This window comes from Teichococcus aestuarii, from assembly GCF_042651065.1.
Classification (GTDB): domain Bacteria; phylum Pseudomonadota; class Alphaproteobacteria; order Acetobacterales; family Acetobacteraceae; genus Pseudoroseomonas; species Pseudoroseomonas aestuarii.
Window position 1 is genome coordinate 66,327 of the sequence record NZ_JBHSCH010000011.1, and the last position, 13,508, is coordinate 79,834.

Annotated in this window: 16 protein-coding genes and 2 tRNA genes; 4 read left to right on the forward strand and 14 right to left on the reverse strand. The window is 74.0% G+C overall.

Going from position 1 to position 13,508, the window contains the following annotated elements; all coding sequences use genetic code 11:
* The first annotated feature begins 6 nt into the window (after nt 1-6).
* Both ACFOY6_RS07185 and ACFOY6_RS07190 read left to right on the forward strand, forming a co-directional pair.
* On the forward strand, nt 7-2,235 hold the full coding sequence (locus ACFOY6_RS07185) for a VTT domain-containing protein (RefSeq protein ID WP_379649835.1): 2,229 nt from the start codon (nt 7-9) through the stop codon (nt 2,233-2,235).
* The gene (locus ACFOY6_RS07190; RefSeq protein ID WP_379649837.1) at nt 2,232-2,990 is read left to right on the forward strand and encodes an endonuclease/exonuclease/phosphatase family protein; all 759 of its coding nucleotides are present in this window, start codon (nt 2,232-2,234) and stop codon (nt 2,988-2,990) included. Before ACFOY6_RS07185 ends, ACFOY6_RS07190 begins: the two co-directional genes overlap by 4 nt.
* Nucleotides 2,991-3,034: 44 nt before the next feature.
* On the opposite strand, the gene ACFOY6_RS07195 is transcribed toward ACFOY6_RS07190, so the two are convergent.
* Entirely contained in the window at nt 3,035-3,208 is a 174-nt protein-coding gene (locus ACFOY6_RS07195) for a DUF1127 domain-containing protein (protein ID WP_379634204.1), read from the reverse strand.
* A gap of 144 nt (nt 3,209-3,352) precedes the next feature.
* Here ACFOY6_RS07195 and ACFOY6_RS07200 point away from each other — a divergent pair, with 144 nt between their 5' ends.
* Nucleotides 3,353-4,729 (forward strand): aminotransferase-like domain-containing protein, encoded by a 1,377-nt coding sequence (locus ACFOY6_RS07200; protein WP_379649839.1) that lies wholly within the window; start codon nt 3,353-3,355, stop codon nt 4,727-4,729.
* A 78-nt stretch (nt 4,730-4,807) separates the two neighbouring features.
* Here ACFOY6_RS07200 and ACFOY6_RS07205 read toward each other — a convergent pair whose 3' ends face one another.
* A complete protein-coding gene (locus ACFOY6_RS07205; RefSeq protein ID WP_379634209.1) occupies nt 4,808-4,972 on the reverse strand; it encodes a hypothetical protein in 165 nt (54 codons plus the stop codon).
* A gap of 165 nt (nt 4,973-5,137) precedes the next feature.
* On the opposite strand from ACFOY6_RS07205, the gene ACFOY6_RS07210 reads away from it, so the two are divergent.
* Entirely contained in the window at nt 5,138-5,380 is a 243-nt protein-coding gene (locus tag ACFOY6_RS07210) for a hypothetical protein (RefSeq protein ID WP_109518350.1), read from the forward strand.
* A 110-nt stretch (nt 5,381-5,490) separates the two neighbouring features.
* On the opposite strand, the gene ACFOY6_RS07215 is transcribed toward ACFOY6_RS07210, so the two are convergent.
* The 12 genes from ACFOY6_RS07215 to ACFOY6_RS07270 all read right to left on the reverse strand — a co-directional run.
* Nucleotides 5,491-5,567 (reverse strand) — tRNA-Arg (locus ACFOY6_RS07215).
* 25 nt (nt 5,568-5,592) lie between these two features.
* Nucleotides 5,593-5,916 (reverse strand): NADH dehydrogenase ubiquinone Fe-S protein 4, encoded by a 324-nt coding sequence (locus ACFOY6_RS07220; protein WP_379634211.1) that lies wholly within the window; start codon nt 5,914-5,916, stop codon nt 5,593-5,595.
* Nucleotides 5,917-5,971: 55 nt separating this feature from the next.
* Nucleotides 5,972-6,045: transfer RNA gene (locus ACFOY6_RS07225), tRNA-Pro, on the reverse strand.
* A gap of 86 nt (nt 6,046-6,131) precedes the next feature.
* A complete protein-coding gene (gene serS / locus ACFOY6_RS07230; RefSeq protein WP_379649841.1) occupies nt 6,132-7,412 on the reverse strand; it encodes a serine--tRNA ligase in 1,281 nt (426 codons plus the stop codon).
* A 9-nt stretch (nt 7,413-7,421) separates the two neighbouring features.
* Nucleotides 7,422-8,174, reverse strand: coding sequence for a twin-arginine translocase subunit TatC (tatC, locus tag ACFOY6_RS07235; protein ID WP_109518407.1), 753 nt, complete (start codon nt 8,172-8,174; stop codon nt 7,422-7,424).
* Nucleotides 8,175-8,222: 48 nt separating this feature from the next.
* Nucleotides 8,223-8,891: a Sec-independent protein translocase protein TatB gene (tatB, locus tag ACFOY6_RS07240; RefSeq protein ID WP_379649843.1), complete on the reverse strand. Its 669-nt coding sequence runs from the start codon at nt 8,889-8,891 to the stop codon at nt 8,223-8,225.
* A 132-nt stretch (nt 8,892-9,023) separates the two neighbouring features.
* A complete protein-coding gene (locus tag ACFOY6_RS07245) occupies nt 9,024-10,070 on the reverse strand; it encodes an ABC transporter ATP-binding protein (RefSeq protein ID WP_109518347.1) in 1,047 nt (348 codons plus the stop codon).
* A complete protein-coding gene (gene scpB, locus ACFOY6_RS07250; RefSeq protein ID WP_379649846.1) occupies nt 10,067-10,663 on the reverse strand; it encodes an SMC-Scp complex subunit ScpB in 597 nt (198 codons plus the stop codon). Before scpB ends, ACFOY6_RS07245 begins: the two co-directional genes overlap by 4 nt.
* Entirely contained in the window at nt 10,647-11,471 is an 825-nt protein-coding gene (locus tag ACFOY6_RS07255) for a segregation and condensation protein A (RefSeq protein WP_109518345.1), read from the reverse strand. Before ACFOY6_RS07255 ends, scpB begins: the two co-directional genes overlap by 17 nt.
* A complete protein-coding gene (locus tag ACFOY6_RS07260) occupies nt 11,468-12,169 on the reverse strand; it encodes a site-2 protease family protein (protein ID WP_109518344.1) in 702 nt (233 codons plus the stop codon). Before ACFOY6_RS07260 ends, ACFOY6_RS07255 begins: the two co-directional genes overlap by 4 nt.
* Nucleotides 12,166-13,185: a beta-N-acetylhexosaminidase gene (nagZ, locus tag ACFOY6_RS07265; protein ID WP_379649851.1), complete on the reverse strand. Its 1,020-nt coding sequence runs from the start codon at nt 13,183-13,185 to the stop codon at nt 12,166-12,168. The genes ACFOY6_RS07260 and nagZ overlap by 4 nt, the downstream gene beginning before the upstream one ends.
* A gap of 18 nt (nt 13,186-13,203) precedes the next feature.
* The coding region (locus ACFOY6_RS07270; protein ID WP_379649853.1) for an SPOR domain-containing protein at nt 13,204-13,508 on the reverse strand (305 nt) is incomplete at its 5' end.

The window sequence follows — 13,508 nt, forward strand, 5'->3', positions numbered from 1 at the left end:
ATGGCGATGAGCACTCCGAACCCCGCCAGCGGCACCGTCCTGCCCCCTCCTCCGCACGCCGAGCAGCCCCTGCTGCGGCCCGGCGACACCGTGTGGCGCGTGGAGCACGCGCCGCGCGCCGCCGTGCTGGTCGATGCCGCCGCCTATTACGGCGCCCTGCGCGAGGCCATGAAGCAGGCGCGCGAGACCATCCTGATCGCCGGCTGGGACATCGACAGCCGCACCCCTCTCGTCGGTCCTTCCGGCGAGGCGACGGACGGGCTGCCCGCCACCCTCGGCCCCTTCCTGGCCGAGCTGGTGCGCCGCCGGCCGCGCCTGCGGGTGAAGCTGCTGCTGTGGGACTACTCGGTGCTCTACGCGCTGGAGCGCGAGCTGCTGCCCGAGCTGGCGCTGCAATGGAACACCCCCGCACAGATCGAGCTGTGCCTGGATGGCGACGTGGCGTTCGGCGCCTCCCACCACCAGAAGATCGCCGTGATCGACGACACCCTGGCCTTCTCGGGCGGGCTGGACCTGACCATCCGCCGCTGGGACACCCCGGCGCACAACCCGGTCAACCCGCACCGGGTGGACCCCCGCGACGAGACCTACGCCCCCTTCCACGACGTGCAGATGATGGTGGATGGCGAGGCGGCCGGCGCGCTGGCCGATCTGTTCCGCGCCCGCTGGGCGCGTGGCGCCTGCGAGGATCTGCGCCCGCGCGAGCCCGTCCCCCGCCGCCCCGCCCCCTGGCCCGCCGAGGTGACGCCGGACCTGACCGAGGTGAAGGTCGGCATCGCCCGCACCCAGGGCAGCTACGAGGGCGAGCCCGAGCTGCGCGAGGTGGAACGCCTGTTCGAGGCGATGATCGACCGCGCCGAGCGCAGCCTCTACATCGAGAACCAGTTCCTCACCGCGCTCGGCCTGGCGCGCCGGCTGGCGGACCGGCTGCGCGCACGGCCGCAGCTGCAGGTGGTCATCCTCGGCCCCAAGACGCATCACACCTGGCTCGAGCACCGCACCATGCTGGCCGGGCGCATCCGCTTCATGACCCTGCTGCGCGAGGCGGGGGTGGCGGACCGGGTGCGGCTGGTCTTCCCGCATGTCGGCACCCGGCGCACGCCGCAGGCCGACGTGATGGTCCATGCCAAGGTCATGATCGTGGATGACAGGGTGCTGCGCATCGGCTCCGCCAATCTCTGCAACCGCTCGATGGGCGCCGACACCGAGTGCGACCTCGTGGTCGAGGCCGAGACGGCGGCGCAGCGCGCCATGGTGGCCGGCGTGCGGAACCGGCTGCTGGCCGAGCACCTCGCCGCCACCCCGGAGCAGGTGGAAGCCCTGGTGCGGGAAGCCGGGCTATTCGGCGCGCTGGACCGCCTCGGCGGACGCGCCCACCAGCTGCTGCCGATCGAGGATGGCGAGCTGGAGGAGGGCGAGGCCCTGCCGCAGATCGAGGCGGTGGCCGACCCGGAGCGCCCGCTCGGCTCCGCCATGCTGCTGGCCGATTTCACCAGCGCCGACGGCACGCCGCACGGCCTGCCGCTCTGGGCGCGCGTGGCGCTGGTCGTGGTGCCGGTTCTGCTGCTGGGGGTGGTGTGGCGCTACACCCCGCTCTCGGCCTATCTGAACCCCGAGACCTTCAGCGCCTCCATGCAGAACGCCAACGGCGCCTGGGGGCCGGTCATCGCGCTCGGGCTGTTCATGGCGCTGGGGCTCATCGCCTTCCCCGTCAACGTGCTGATCGTCGCCACGGCGGCCGCCTTCGGGCTGTGGCCGGGGCTGGCCTATGCGGCGGTGGGGGCCATGGTCAGCGCCGTGCTCACCTACCTGCTCGGCCGCAAGGTGGGGCCGAAGCTGCTGCGCAAGCTGCTCGGCCCGCGCATCAACCGCGTCAGCCGCAGCATCGCCCGCAACGGCATCATGGCCGTCACCATGGTGCGGCTGATGCCGGTGGCGCCCTTCACCCTGGTCAACCTGGTGGCCGGTGCCATCCGCATCCCGCTGCTCGACTACACGGTGGGCACGGCGCTGGGCCTGGCGCCCGGGCTGATCCTGATGACGGCGCTGGGGGACCGGCTGCTGCGCATCATGACCGACCCCTCCCTGACCGACATCCTGGGCTTCGCCGCCGTGCTGGTGGCCTGGGGCGGCATGTCCTACGGGCTGCAGAGCCTGGTCTCGTGGTACCGCCGGCGCAGCGCGCGCAGCCAGGCGGGCGCCGAGGGCGCCGAGGCGGAGGCCGGCGCCGCATGAAGCTGCGTGTGATGACCTGGAACATCCACTCCGCCATCGGGCCGGACGGGCGCTACGACCTGGAGCGGGTGCTGGAGCTGATCCGCCGGCACGACCCCGACATCCTGGCGGTGCAGGAGATCGAGAGCCGCAACCGCGGCGACCGCCCCTCCCCCTTCGCCGCGCTGCGCGGGCACTTCGCCGCCCATGCCACGGCCGAGACCCTGCGCGCCGGCGACGGCGCCTATGGCCACATGCTGCTCAGCCGCTGGCCGATGGAGGAGGAGGCGCTGCACGACCTTTCCTACCCCGGGCGGGAGCCGCGCACGGCCATCTCGGCGCGGGTGCGCACGCCGGGCGGCTACCTGGGCGTCATCGCCAGCCATCTCGGCCTGCGCTGGCGCGAGCGGCGGCACCAGGCCGCGCGGCTGGCGGCGCTGGCGCGGCGGCTGCACGGCCCGCTGGTGGTGATGGGCGACTTCAACGACTGGTCCTGGCGCGGCCCGGTCTGGCGCGCCCTGGCGCCGGTGCTGCCGGCGGTGACGCGGCACCGCACCTTCCCCGCGCACCGCCCCCTGCTGCGGCTGGACGAGATCTTCTGCCGCCCCGCCCCCCTGCTCGGCCCGAGCTGGCGCGACCCGCTGGGCCGCGAGGCCTCCGACCACCTGCCGGTGGTGGCCGAGCTGAACCCCGCCGCCCTGCATCCCTCCCGGGCGGCGGAGCCGGGGCGGAAGGCTCCCGGCCCCGCGCAGCCCGCCTTCAGCCTCTCCCCCTGAGGCAAGTGGCTGAGGCGACTGGCTGGTGCGGCTGGCCGCTCCGGTCAGCTCCGGCGGCGCCGCTCCCCATCCTCCCAGAAGGGCCGCGCGGCTTCGCGTTGCGCCTCGGGCGCGCTCAGCCCGATGTCGCGCAGCCGCTCGGGCGGCAGCGCACGCAGGGCGGCACGGGTGGTGGCGCGGCGGTGCCACAGCGCCAGCAACACGCGCAGACGCGGCACCGGCGCATTGCTCAGCACATTGATCCGATTGAGCCGGAATATCGCTCCGACCATGACAGAATTTCCCCTGATTGATCCGAGCCAATCTTTGCCACCGGCATATTGCTGCTTCAATAACGGAATTGCCCTCGGTACAATCGGGCCATGACCCAGGACCGTGCCCCCGATTATCGCGCGCTCGCGGACCGGCTTGCCCACAGCCTCGCCGAGGATCTGGCACAGGGCCGCCTGCGCCCGGGCGACCGGCTGCCCACCAGCCGGGACTTCGCGCACCGGCAGGGCATCGCCCCCTCCACCGCCAGCCGCGTCTATGCCGAGCTGGTGCGGCGCGGCGTGGCGGTGGGCGAGGTGGGCCGCGGCACCTTCCTGCGCACCACCCCCACCCTGCCCGCCACCCCGGCTCACGATTCCGAGCCGGCGGGGGTGGTGGACATGGAGGTGAACTTCTCCGTGCTGCCCGAGCAGGGCGCCATGCTGGCCGCCGGCATGGCGCCGCTGGTGGCGCCCGAGATGCTGCAGCGCCTGCTCTCCCGCCCCACCCTGCGCGGCGAGGCCGCCACGCGGGAAGCGGTGGCGCGGCTGATGGGCCGCGGCGGCTGGGCGCCCCAGCCGGAGAACCTGCTCTTCGCCGGGCGCGGGCAGCAGGCCCTGGCCGCCTGCTTCACCGCGCTGATCGAGCCCGGCGAGCGGCTGGGCTTCGAGGCCATGACCTACCCGCTGGCCAAGGCGCTGGCCCTGCGGCTGGGGCTGCAGCCGGTCTCGCTGGCGATGGATGCCGAGGGGCTGCGCCCCGACGCCGTGGCCGCCGCGCACCGTGCCCATCCGCTGCGGCTGCTCTACGTGCAGCCGGACATGCACAACCCGCTGGGCATCACCATGCCCGCCGCGCGGCGGCGGGAGCTGGCGGCGCTGTGCCGCGAGCTCGGCATCCTGGTGGTGGAGGACGCGGTCTACACCTTCCTGGCGGAAGACACGGCGGAGCCGCTCGCCGCCCATGCGCCGGAGCGGGTGGTGGTGGTGGACAGCCTCTCCAAGCGGGTGGCGCCGGGCCTGACGCTGGGCTTCCTGGCCACGCCCCCGGCGCTGCGCCACCGGCTGGGGGCGGCGCTGCGGCTGGGCGCCTGGGCGGCGCAAGGCCTGGCCATGGCCGCCGCGACGCGCTGGCTGGAGGATGGCAGCGTGGCCGAGCTGGTGCGCCGCAAGCGGCTGGACGCGGGGCACCGCAACGCGATGGCGCGGGCCATCCTGGGCGAGGCCGGCCTGACCCTGCGCTGCGACCCGCGCGCCTACCACCTGTGGCTGCTGCTGCCCGGCTCCTGGCGGGCGGAAACCTTCGTCGCGGCGGCGGCCCGGCAGCGCATCGCCGTCTCGCCCGCGGCCGAGTTCGCCGCCGGGCCGGGGCATGCGCCGGATGCGGTGCGGCTGGCCCTCGCCGCACCGGAGGAGGCGGCGCTGCGCCCGGCGCTGGAGACTCTGCGCGACCTGGCGCTGGCCGGCCCGGAAGCCTCGACGATCGGCTAGAACGAAAGCCGCTGCTGAGCCGCGGCGGCGGAACATGGCTCAGGTTGGGCCGACCCGCCGCCGGGGCGCGGCGCGCTCCTACCTCTGGCCGGAGGGCGGCCGGGCGCTGTCCGGCAGCTTTTCCAGCTTCCTCTTCACCTCTTCCTCCTCCGGCGTGAGCGGAACGGGCTGCTCCACCGCGACGCCTTCGGGAACGGCATCGCCGGGGTCGTGGCTGCGGTCGGGGCCGGGAGCGTCTTGCATGACCTTGCCTCCTCACTGTCATGCTGGAAACGGCCAGGCGCGGGATGGTTTCGCCCGGAACCCGGCTCTCCTCTCCCGCATGCGGAAAAATAAGCGCCCGGCCAGGGGATCCAAAGCGGGTCCTGCTGCGTATTGCTCCGGCAACCGGAGCAAGGAGACGCCACGATGCCGCCCGAATGCGCCATCCCGGAGACCCTCTGCCCCAGCCCCCTCAGCACCCTGCCGGAGCGGCTGATGCAGGCCTTCCTCAGCGCCTGCGATGCCGGCGAGACGTTGCTGGCCTGGCACCTGCTGCAGATGATGGAGAGCTATCTGTGGCGCCTGCCGCCCGGGCGCCTGGCGGCGCGGGATCAGGCGGCGCTGGTGGCCGGCCACCGCCTGCTGTGGAGCCTGGTGCGGGGCGGCTAGAGCGCCTTCCCTTCGCGCCCGCTCACGGAAAAGGCGCTATGTCGCGGCCTTTGCGGACATCCTTATCCGGCCAGGAGATCCCGCCCTGCCGGATGGTGCTCTCGCGAAGATGGCGCACCCTGAGGGACTCGAACCCCCAACCAACCGGGTAGAAGCCGGTTGCTCTGTCCAGTTGAGCTAAGGGTGCGGAGCCGGCCGGAAGGCCGGGTTGGTCAGTGGGTCCAGTTCTCGGCGCGGCCGTAGCGGAAGTTCTCGGCGTAGGATTTCGGCTTGATCTCCAGCTCCCGCAGCTCCGCCTCGACGTCGTAGGGGATGTTGTTGGCCCGCGCATAGGCCTCGGCCGCCTCGCGGGTGGAGAAGCTGATGCGGAGCTGGGTGCGGGTGTCGCCCGAGCCCCACCAGCCGGTCAGCGGGTCCGTGCGGCGCGCCTCGGCCGGGGCGAAGGTCAGCAGCCAGCCACCGGTACGCGCCTTGCCGGACTGCATGGCCGAGCGCGGCTGGCGGTGGATTCGGGCGGTGGCGATGTCACGGCTCATGCGGTTCGCAGCTCCCGGCAGGGGCTGGCGGGCAGGCCCGCCGGTGAAGGAAGTATCGGGGCGAGAGGATTCGAACCTCCGGCCCTCTGCTCCCAAAGCAGATGCGCTACCAGGCTGCGCTACGCCCCGACTGCCGCGCAACCTATGGGCAGAGGCGCCGCTCGGCAAGCACCTTCGCGCAAACTCCGGTGCGCGCCGGGCACGGGCCGCGGCCCTCAGCCGATGCGCTCGCTGCCGCCCATCCAGGGCCGCAGCACCGCAGGGATGAGCACGCTGCCATCCGCCTGCTGGTGCGTCTCCAGCACCGCGATCAGCGCCCGCCCGACGGCGACGCCGGAGCCGTTCAGCGTGTGCAGGAAGGCGGTGCCGCCCTTGCTCCCCTGGGCCGCCTCGGGGCGGTAGCGGGCATTCATGCGGCGGGCCTGGAAGTCGCCGCAATTGGAGCAGGAGGAGATCTCGCGCCACGCCCCCTGCCCCGGCAGCCACACTTCCAGGTCGTAGGTCTTGGTGGCGGAGAAGCCGGTGTCGCCGGCGCAGAGCAGCACCCGGCGCCAGACGAGACCCAGTTCCGTCAGCACCCGCTCGGCGCATTGCGTCATGCGCTCATGCTCGGCCGCAGAATCCTCCGGCCGGGTGATGGCCACCATCTCCGCCTTGCTGAACTGGTGCTGGCGCAGCATCCCGCGCGTGTCGCGCCCGGCGCTGCCCGCCTCGGAGCGGAAGCAGGGGGAGAGCGCGGTGAAGCGCAGCGGCAGGGTGTTCTCGGCCACGATCTCGCCGGCCACGAGGTTGGTCAGCGGCACCTCGGCCGTCGGGATCAGCCAGCGGCCATCGGTGGTGCGGAACAGATCCTCGGAGAATTTGGGGAGCTGGCCGGTGCCGTACATGGTGGCGTCGTTCACCAGCAGCGGCACGGAGGTCTCGCTGTAGCCGTGCTCATCGACATGCAGCGAGATCATGTACTGGCCGAGGGCGCGCTCCAGCCGCGCCAGGGCGCCGCGCAGCACGGTGAAGCGGGCGCCGGCCAGCTTGGCGGCGGCGCCGAAATCCATCAGCCCCAGCGCCTCGCCGATCTCGAAATGCTGCTTCGGCGCGAAGCCCAGCTCGGGCGGCGCGCCATGCTGGTGCAGCACCACATTGTCCGCCTCGTCCCGCCCCTCGGGCACGGCGGGGTCCAGCAGGTTGGGCAGCGCTTCCAGCAGCGCGGTCTGCGCGGCGTCGGCGGCGCGGGCCTCGGCGTCGAGCGCCTCCATCCGGCCGCGCAGCGCCGTGCCCTCGGCCTCCAGCGCCACCGTGTCGCCGCCCTGCCGCTTGGCCTGGCCGATCTCCTTGGAGAGCTGGTTGCGGCGGGACTGCGCCTCCTGCGCCGTGGTCTGCGCGGCGCGGCGGGCGGCGTCCTGCGCCAGGATCGCCTCCGCCGAGGGCGGCAGGCCACGCCGCGCCAGGGCGGCGTCGAAGCCCGCCGGGTCGGCGCGGACAATGCGGATGTCGTGCATGGCTTGGGCTCAGCTCTTGTCGTCGTCGTCGCGCTTGGGCGTCACCCAGCCGGCGGCCAGGATGGAGATCTCGTAGAGAAGGATCAGCGGCACGGCGAGGCCGACCTGGCTGATGATGTCGGGCGGCGTGATGACGGCGGCGACCACGAACATGCCGACGATGGCGTAGCGCCGGCCCTTCTTCAGCCCGGCCACCGAGACGATGCCCACCTTGGCCATCAGCGTCAGCGCCACCGGCAGCTGGAAGGCGATGCCGAAGGCCAGGATCATGTGCATGACGAGGCTGAGGTACTCGCTGACCTTGGCTTCCAGCTGCACCGGCAGCGCGCCGGTGCCCGGCGGCGTCTCGAAGGAGATGAAGAACTTCCAGGCCAGCGGAAAGATGAAGTAGTAGGCCAGCGCCGCGCCCAGCAGGAACAGCACCGGCGAGGCCAGCAGGAAGGGCAGCAGCGCCTTCTTCTCGCTGCGGTAGAGGCCGGGCGCGATGAACAGCCAGAGCTGCGTCGCCCACATCGGGAAGCTGATGAAGACGGCGCCGAACATCGCCACCTTCAGGTAGGTGAAGAAGGCCTCGTAGAGCGCGGTGAAGATCATCCGCCGCTCGCCGCCCGATTGCTGGTGCAGGATGTCGGCCAGCGGGCGGGCCAGGAAGCCGTAGATCTGGGCAGAGAAATAGTAGCAGAGCGCGAAGGCGATGATGAAGGCGCCGAGCGACCAGAGCAGGCGCGTGCGCAGCTCCAGCAGATGCTCGATCAGCGGCATCGGCTTGTCGTCGATGATGTCTTCCTGTTCGCGGGCCACGGCGGCGGCTCAGACGCTGGAGGTGGGCTTGGCCGCGCCCGTGTCGGACACGGTCGGGCCAGGCGCGGACAAGCCAGGCGCGGACGGGCCGGGCGCGGACGGGCCGGGCGCGGGGGAAGCGTTCGGGGTGTGGCTCATCGCGGGGCTGCTCTCCGCCGGCCGCGCGGGGCCGGGATTGGTGTCGCGGCCGGTCTCGGCGGCGAGGCTGGGCGGCACGAAGGCCGGCGGGCCGGCCGGGCGCGTCGGCCCCGGCGCGGCGGCGGGCGATTCGGGGCCGTGGATCTGGCCGCCGGCGGGGCTGGCGCCCTCCCCGGCCGCGGCCGGCGTGGTACCCGGCGTGGTGCTCGTCGGGGCGTCGGCGGCGGGCGTCGGCTTCCAGGCGTCCTTCAGCGGGTCGTCGTTGAAGGTGCGGCGGATCTCGCCATCCTGGTCGAGATTGCGCTCGATGGTGCTCTTGATGTCGAAGCTGCGGATATCGCGGATCTGGTCCCGCACATCCTCGAGCTTCGCCTCGCGCACCAGCTCATCCGCGTGGCTCTGGAACTCGGAGGCCATGCGGCGCAGCTTCTGCACCCCCTTGGCCACGCTGCGGATGGCGTCCGGCAGATCCTTCGGCCCGATGACGACGACCGCGACAACCGCGATAAGGGCAATCTCGGACCAGGCTAAATCGAACATGTGCTTCCCATCTCCCCCAGGCGGGGTTGCCCCTGGCGGGGGCCGCTTCCGTTAGCAGGAACGGGCGGCAGCGCCAATCTTGGCCCGTGCATTTCCCGGCTCCCGCATTCTCCGCGGCTCCCCGCGCGTTATCTAGGGGCTCGCGGCCGAAAACACGAAGGCCCGCTCCGGGTCCAGCGCCAGCCCCAGCCGGTCGCCGCGCGCCAGGCGCGGCCCGGGCGGCAGGCGGGCATGCAGGTGCAGCGGCGCGCCGCCCTCCCCGCCCGGCACCGCCAGGTGCACCATGGTGCTGGCGCCGAGCAGGCGGGACGCCTCGACCACCGCCGCCACCCCCTGCCCCTCGGGCAGCAGCCGCAGCCCCTCCGGGCGCAGCAGCAGTTCGGCCGGGCCGTCCGGCAGGGCGGCGGGCACGCTGCCCAGCGCGGCCCGCGCCACCCCGCCCGAGACGGTGGCCGGCAGCGCGTTCACCTCCCCCAGGAAGGTGGCGACGAAGCGGCTGGCGGGGCGCAGATACAGCTCCTCCGGCGTGCCGAGCTGCTCCACCCGGCCGCCGCGCAGCAGCGCGATGCGGTCGGCCATGAACATCGCCTCCTCCGCGTCATGCGTCACGATCAGCGTGGCGATGCCGGCCGATTGCAGCACGTGCAGCGTGTCGTCCCGCACCCGCTCGCGCAGCCGGGCGTCGAGGCTGGCGAAGGCCTCGTCCAGCAGCAGCACGGCCGGGCGCGGGGCGAGCGCACGGGCCAGCGCCACCCGCTGCTGCTGCCCGCCCGAGAGCATGTGCGGATAGGCTTCGGCGAAGGCGCCGAGGCCGACCCGCTCCAGCGCCTCCGCCACCTGCGCGGCGCGCGCGGCGCGCGGCAGGGCGCCGAGGCCGAAGCCCACGTTGCGCGCCACGGTCAGGTGCGGGAACAGCGCGTAGTCCTGGAAGACGAAGCCGGCGCGGCGGGCCTCGGGCGGCTCCTCCCGCCCCGCCTCGGCCACCACCCGGCCGCCGATGGCGATGCGCCCCACCTGCAGCGCCTCCAGCCCCGCCACGAGGCGCAGCAGCGTGGTCTTGCCATCGCCCGAGGGGCCGAGCAGGCAGAGGATCTCGCCTGCCCCCACCGTCAGGTCGATGCCGCGCAGCACCTCGCGCGTGCCGAAGGCATGGCGGATGCCGGACAGCTCCAGGCTCACGGCGCCATTCCCTGCCCCAGTCCTAGGCCGGGCTGCGCCTCGCCGGCCAGCAGCTCCTCGCGGCGCGGCAGGTCGGTCAGCTCGCGCAGGCCGAACTGCTCGAGGAAGCGCGGCGTGGTCCCCCACAGGCTGGGCCGGCCCGGCACCTCCTTGCGGCCGCGCGGCGCGATGAGGCCGTGCTCCAGCAGCGTCTCCAGCGTCGCCTGGGAGAGGCTGGTGCCGCGGATCTCCTCGATCTCGGGCCGCGTCACCGGCTGGTGGTAGGCGATGATGGCCAGCGCCTCCATCGCCACGCGCGGCAGGCGGCGCGGCACCTCCACCACGCGGGTCAGCAGCGGCGCGAGGTCGGGCGCGGTGCGGAAGGCGTAGCCGCCCGCCACCTCGGTGAGCTGCACGCCGCGCCCGGCATAGCGGGCGGCCAGCAGCGTCATCACCGCCTCGGCGCGCAGGCCGGGGGGCAGCAGCTCCTGCAGCCGCTCGGGCGGCACGGGGCGGTCGGCGGCGAAGACCAGCGCCTCGGCCAGCCGCAGCGCGTGCTCCAGCGGCGCGATGCCGGCGGGGTCATGGCCGGGGTCGTCAGGCGGCGGCGTCATGGCTCTGCTCCTCGGGCATCACGGCCCCGGCCCCATCCTGCTGCGCACCGCCCGCGCGGGCGGTGCGCAGCAGGATGGGGCCGAAGGCGGTTTCCTGCCGCAGCTCGATACCGCCGCCGCGGGCCATCTCCAAGCCGGCGATGAGGGTGGCGGCCAGCGCCGCGCGGCGCTCCACCGGGTCGCGCAGCGCGGGCGGCAGGAAGCGCTGCAGCTCCCCCCAGCCGGGCAGCGTGCCGATCAGGCCCTGCAACTGCTCCAGCGCCTCCTGCACCGTCCAGAGCCGGCGCGGCACGGGGCGGTAGGGGCGCTTCGCATGGGCGCGGCGCAGCGCCTCCACATAGCCGCGCAGCAGCGCCGGCAGGTCGGCGGAGAGGCCGCTGCGGTCCTGCCGCAGCAGCCGCTCCGGGGCGCCGCGCGCCAGCACCTCCTGGCCGAGCTGCGGGCGGGCACCGAGCCAGCGGGCGGCGGCGCGCATCCGCTCCAGCTCGGCCAGCCGCTCGGCCAGCTGGCCGGCCAGCGCCTCGGCGTCCTCCTCCTGTTCCGGGTCCTCGGGCAGCAGCAGGCGGGATTTCAGCCAGGCCAGCCAGGCGGCCATCACCAGCCAGTCGGCGGCGATCTCCAGCCGCACCCGCCGCGCCCCCTCGATGACGGCGAGGTACTGGTCCACCAGCGCCAGGATGGAGAGGCGGGCGATGTCCACCTTCTGCGCCCGCGCCAGCTCCAGCAGCAGGTCGAGCGGCCCCTCATAGCCCTCCAGGCTGACATGCAGCACCTCGGGCGGCGGCGCCGGCGCGGCCGCGCCGGTCATGGCCCGTGGCCGGCCAGCCAGAGGATGGCGCGGAAGCCGGGCCCGGTGACGATGCCGGCGATCCAGCCGATCGGGTCCAGCCCGTCCGAGAGGCGCGGCAGCACGAAGATCAGCAGCATGACGATGAGCAGCCCGGCCGGCTCCAGCCGCGCCAGCGGCTCGGCCAGCGGGCGCGGCAGCAGCCCCACCAGGATGCGCCCGCCATCCAGCGGCGGGATCGGCATCAGGTTGAACAGCGCCAGCAGCAGGTTGGCCATGATGGAGAGCACGATGAAGCGCACCATCAGCTCCAGCGCCTCGGGCGGCAGCACGCCGTTGAGCTGCTCCACCGGGTGGCCGAGCATGGCGGCGCACCAGGCGAGGAAGACGTTCATCGCCGGCCCCGCCGCCGCCACCAGCACCATGCCGTAGCGCGGGTTGCGCAGCTTCCAGATGTTCACCGGCACCGGCTTGGCCCAGCCGAACATCGCCTCCACCCGGCCGATGGTCAGCAGCTGCACCGCCAGCAGGATGCCGGGCAGGATGAGGGTGCCCACCTTGTCCACATGCCGCAGCGGGTTGAGGCTGAGCCGGCCCTCGCGCTGCGCCGTGTCGTCGCCCAGCGCCAGCGCGGCGTAGCCATGCGCCGCCTCGTGCAGCGTGATGGCGAGGACCGTGGCGAGGATCGCGATGGCGAGCTCGGGCAGCCAGCCGGTCACGCCGCGTCCCGCAGCAGCGCGTCGCGCCGCGCCGCCAGGGCGGCCATCAGGTCGGAGAGCGCGGCGGCGGTGGTGGCGGCGCTGGCCGCCCGCATGGCGTCGCGCGCGGCGGCGAGACGCTCCAGCGCGGTGTCGGTCAGCGGCGCGCTGGCCTCCAGCACGTCCTGGCTCTCCGCCAGCACGCCGCTGCAATGCAGGGCGATGTCGCAGCCCGCCCGCAGCGCGCCCGCCGCGCGCTCGCCCGGCGTGCCGGTGAGCGCGCCCATCGCCAAATCGTCCGAGACCAGCACGCCGGAGAAGCCGATCTCGCCGCGGATGATGTCGCGGATGATGCCGGGCGAGAGGGTGGCGGGGCGCGTGGCGTCCAGCGCCTCGAACAGCAGGTGCGCCGTCATGCCCCAGGCGCCGCTGCCGGCGAGCGCGGCGAAGGGCGCGAAATCATTGGCCAGGGCGGCGCGCGGCGCATCGACGCGCGGCAGCTCCAGGTGGCTGTCGGCCATGGCACGGCCATGCCCTGGCATGTGCTTGACGACGGGGATGACGCCCCCCGCCTGCAGCCCGGCCACCCAGGCGGCGCCGAGCCGCGCCACCTCCGCCGGGTCGGCCGAGAAGCCGCGGTCCCCCACCACGCTGTGCATGCCAGGCAGGCGCAGGTCCAGCACCGGGGCGCAGACCACGTCGAAGCCGGCGGCGCTGCATTCCAGCGCCAGCAGCGTGGCGTTGGCCCGCGCCGCCTCGGCGTCGCGCGCCTCGAACAGGGCGGCGGGCGGGAAGGCCGGCCAGTGCGGCGGCCGCAGCCGCGCCACGCGCCCGCCCTCCTGGTCCACCAGCACCGGCGCCGCCTCGCCCAGCTCGGCGCGGATGGCGCCGGTCAGCGCGCGGAGCTGCATCGGGTCGCGCACGTTGCGCGCGAACAGGATGGCGCCGAGCGGCCGCATCCGGCGCAGCATCGCCGCCTCCTCGGCCAGCAGCACGGGGCCGGAGAGGCCGATGATGGCGGCGCGCGGCGTGCTCATGGGTATCCCTGGCCTTCCTCAGCCCCCGATGACGGCGCAGGCGCCGCCGCGGCTCTTGATGGTGTCGCAGAAGCTGCTGGCGCTGTCGCGGCTGTCGAAGCCGCCGGTGCGCAGCCGCCACATGGTCGGGTAGCCGTCCCGCTCGAAGCGCAGCACCTGCGGCGTGCGGCCCTGCAACGCCTCCGGCGCGCGGCGCGCGAGGCGGTCCCATTCGGAGCGGGCGCCGGATTCAGAGTCCAGCGCGCCGAGCTGCACCACCACGCCGCCGGTGCTGCGCACGGGCGAGGGCGGCGCCGCGGCGGCGGGCAGGGCGGCAAGCGTGG

Coding starts and splice junctions, on each gene's coding strand:
- ACFOY6_RS07190 (WP_379649837.1), top strand. CDS start 2,232: ATGAAGCTGCGTGTGATGACCTGGAACATCCACTCCGCCATCGGGCCG.
- tatC (WP_109518407.1), bottom strand. CDS start 8,174: ATGCCGCTGATCGAGCATCTGCTGGAGCTGCGCACGCGCCTGCTCTGG.
- ACFOY6_RS07185 (WP_379649835.1), top strand. CDS start 7: ATGAGCACTCCGAACCCCGCCAGCGGCACCGTCCTGCCCCCTCCTCCG.
- ACFOY6_RS07220 (WP_379634211.1), bottom strand. CDS start 5,916: ATGAGCCGTGACATCGCCACCGCCCGAATCCACCGCCAGCCGCGCTCG.
- scpB (WP_379649846.1), bottom strand. CDS start 10,663: ATGACGCCGCCGCCTGACGACCCCGGCCATGACCCCGCCGGCATCGCG.
- ACFOY6_RS07205 (WP_379634209.1), bottom strand. CDS start 4,972: ATGCAAGACGCTCCCGGCCCCGACCGCAGCCACGACCCCGGCGATGCC.
- nagZ (WP_379649851.1), bottom strand. CDS start 13,185: ATGAGCACGCCGCGCGCCGCCATCATCGGCCTCTCCGGCCCCGTGCTG.
- tatB (WP_379649843.1), bottom strand. CDS start 8,891: ATGTTCGATTTAGCCTGGTCCGAGATTGCCCTTATCGCGGTTGTCGCG.
- serS (WP_379649841.1), bottom strand. CDS start 7,412: ATGCACGACATCCGCATTGTCCGCGCCGACCCGGCGGGCTTCGACGCC.
- ACFOY6_RS07210 (WP_109518350.1), top strand. CDS start 5,138: ATGCCGCCCGAATGCGCCATCCCGGAGACCCTCTGCCCCAGCCCCCTC.
- ACFOY6_RS07255 (WP_109518345.1), bottom strand. CDS start 11,471: ATGACCGGCGCGGCCGCGCCGGCGCCGCCGCCCGAGGTGCTGCATGTC.
- ACFOY6_RS07200 (WP_379649839.1), top strand. CDS start 3,353: ATGACCCAGGACCGTGCCCCCGATTATCGCGCGCTCGCGGACCGGCTT.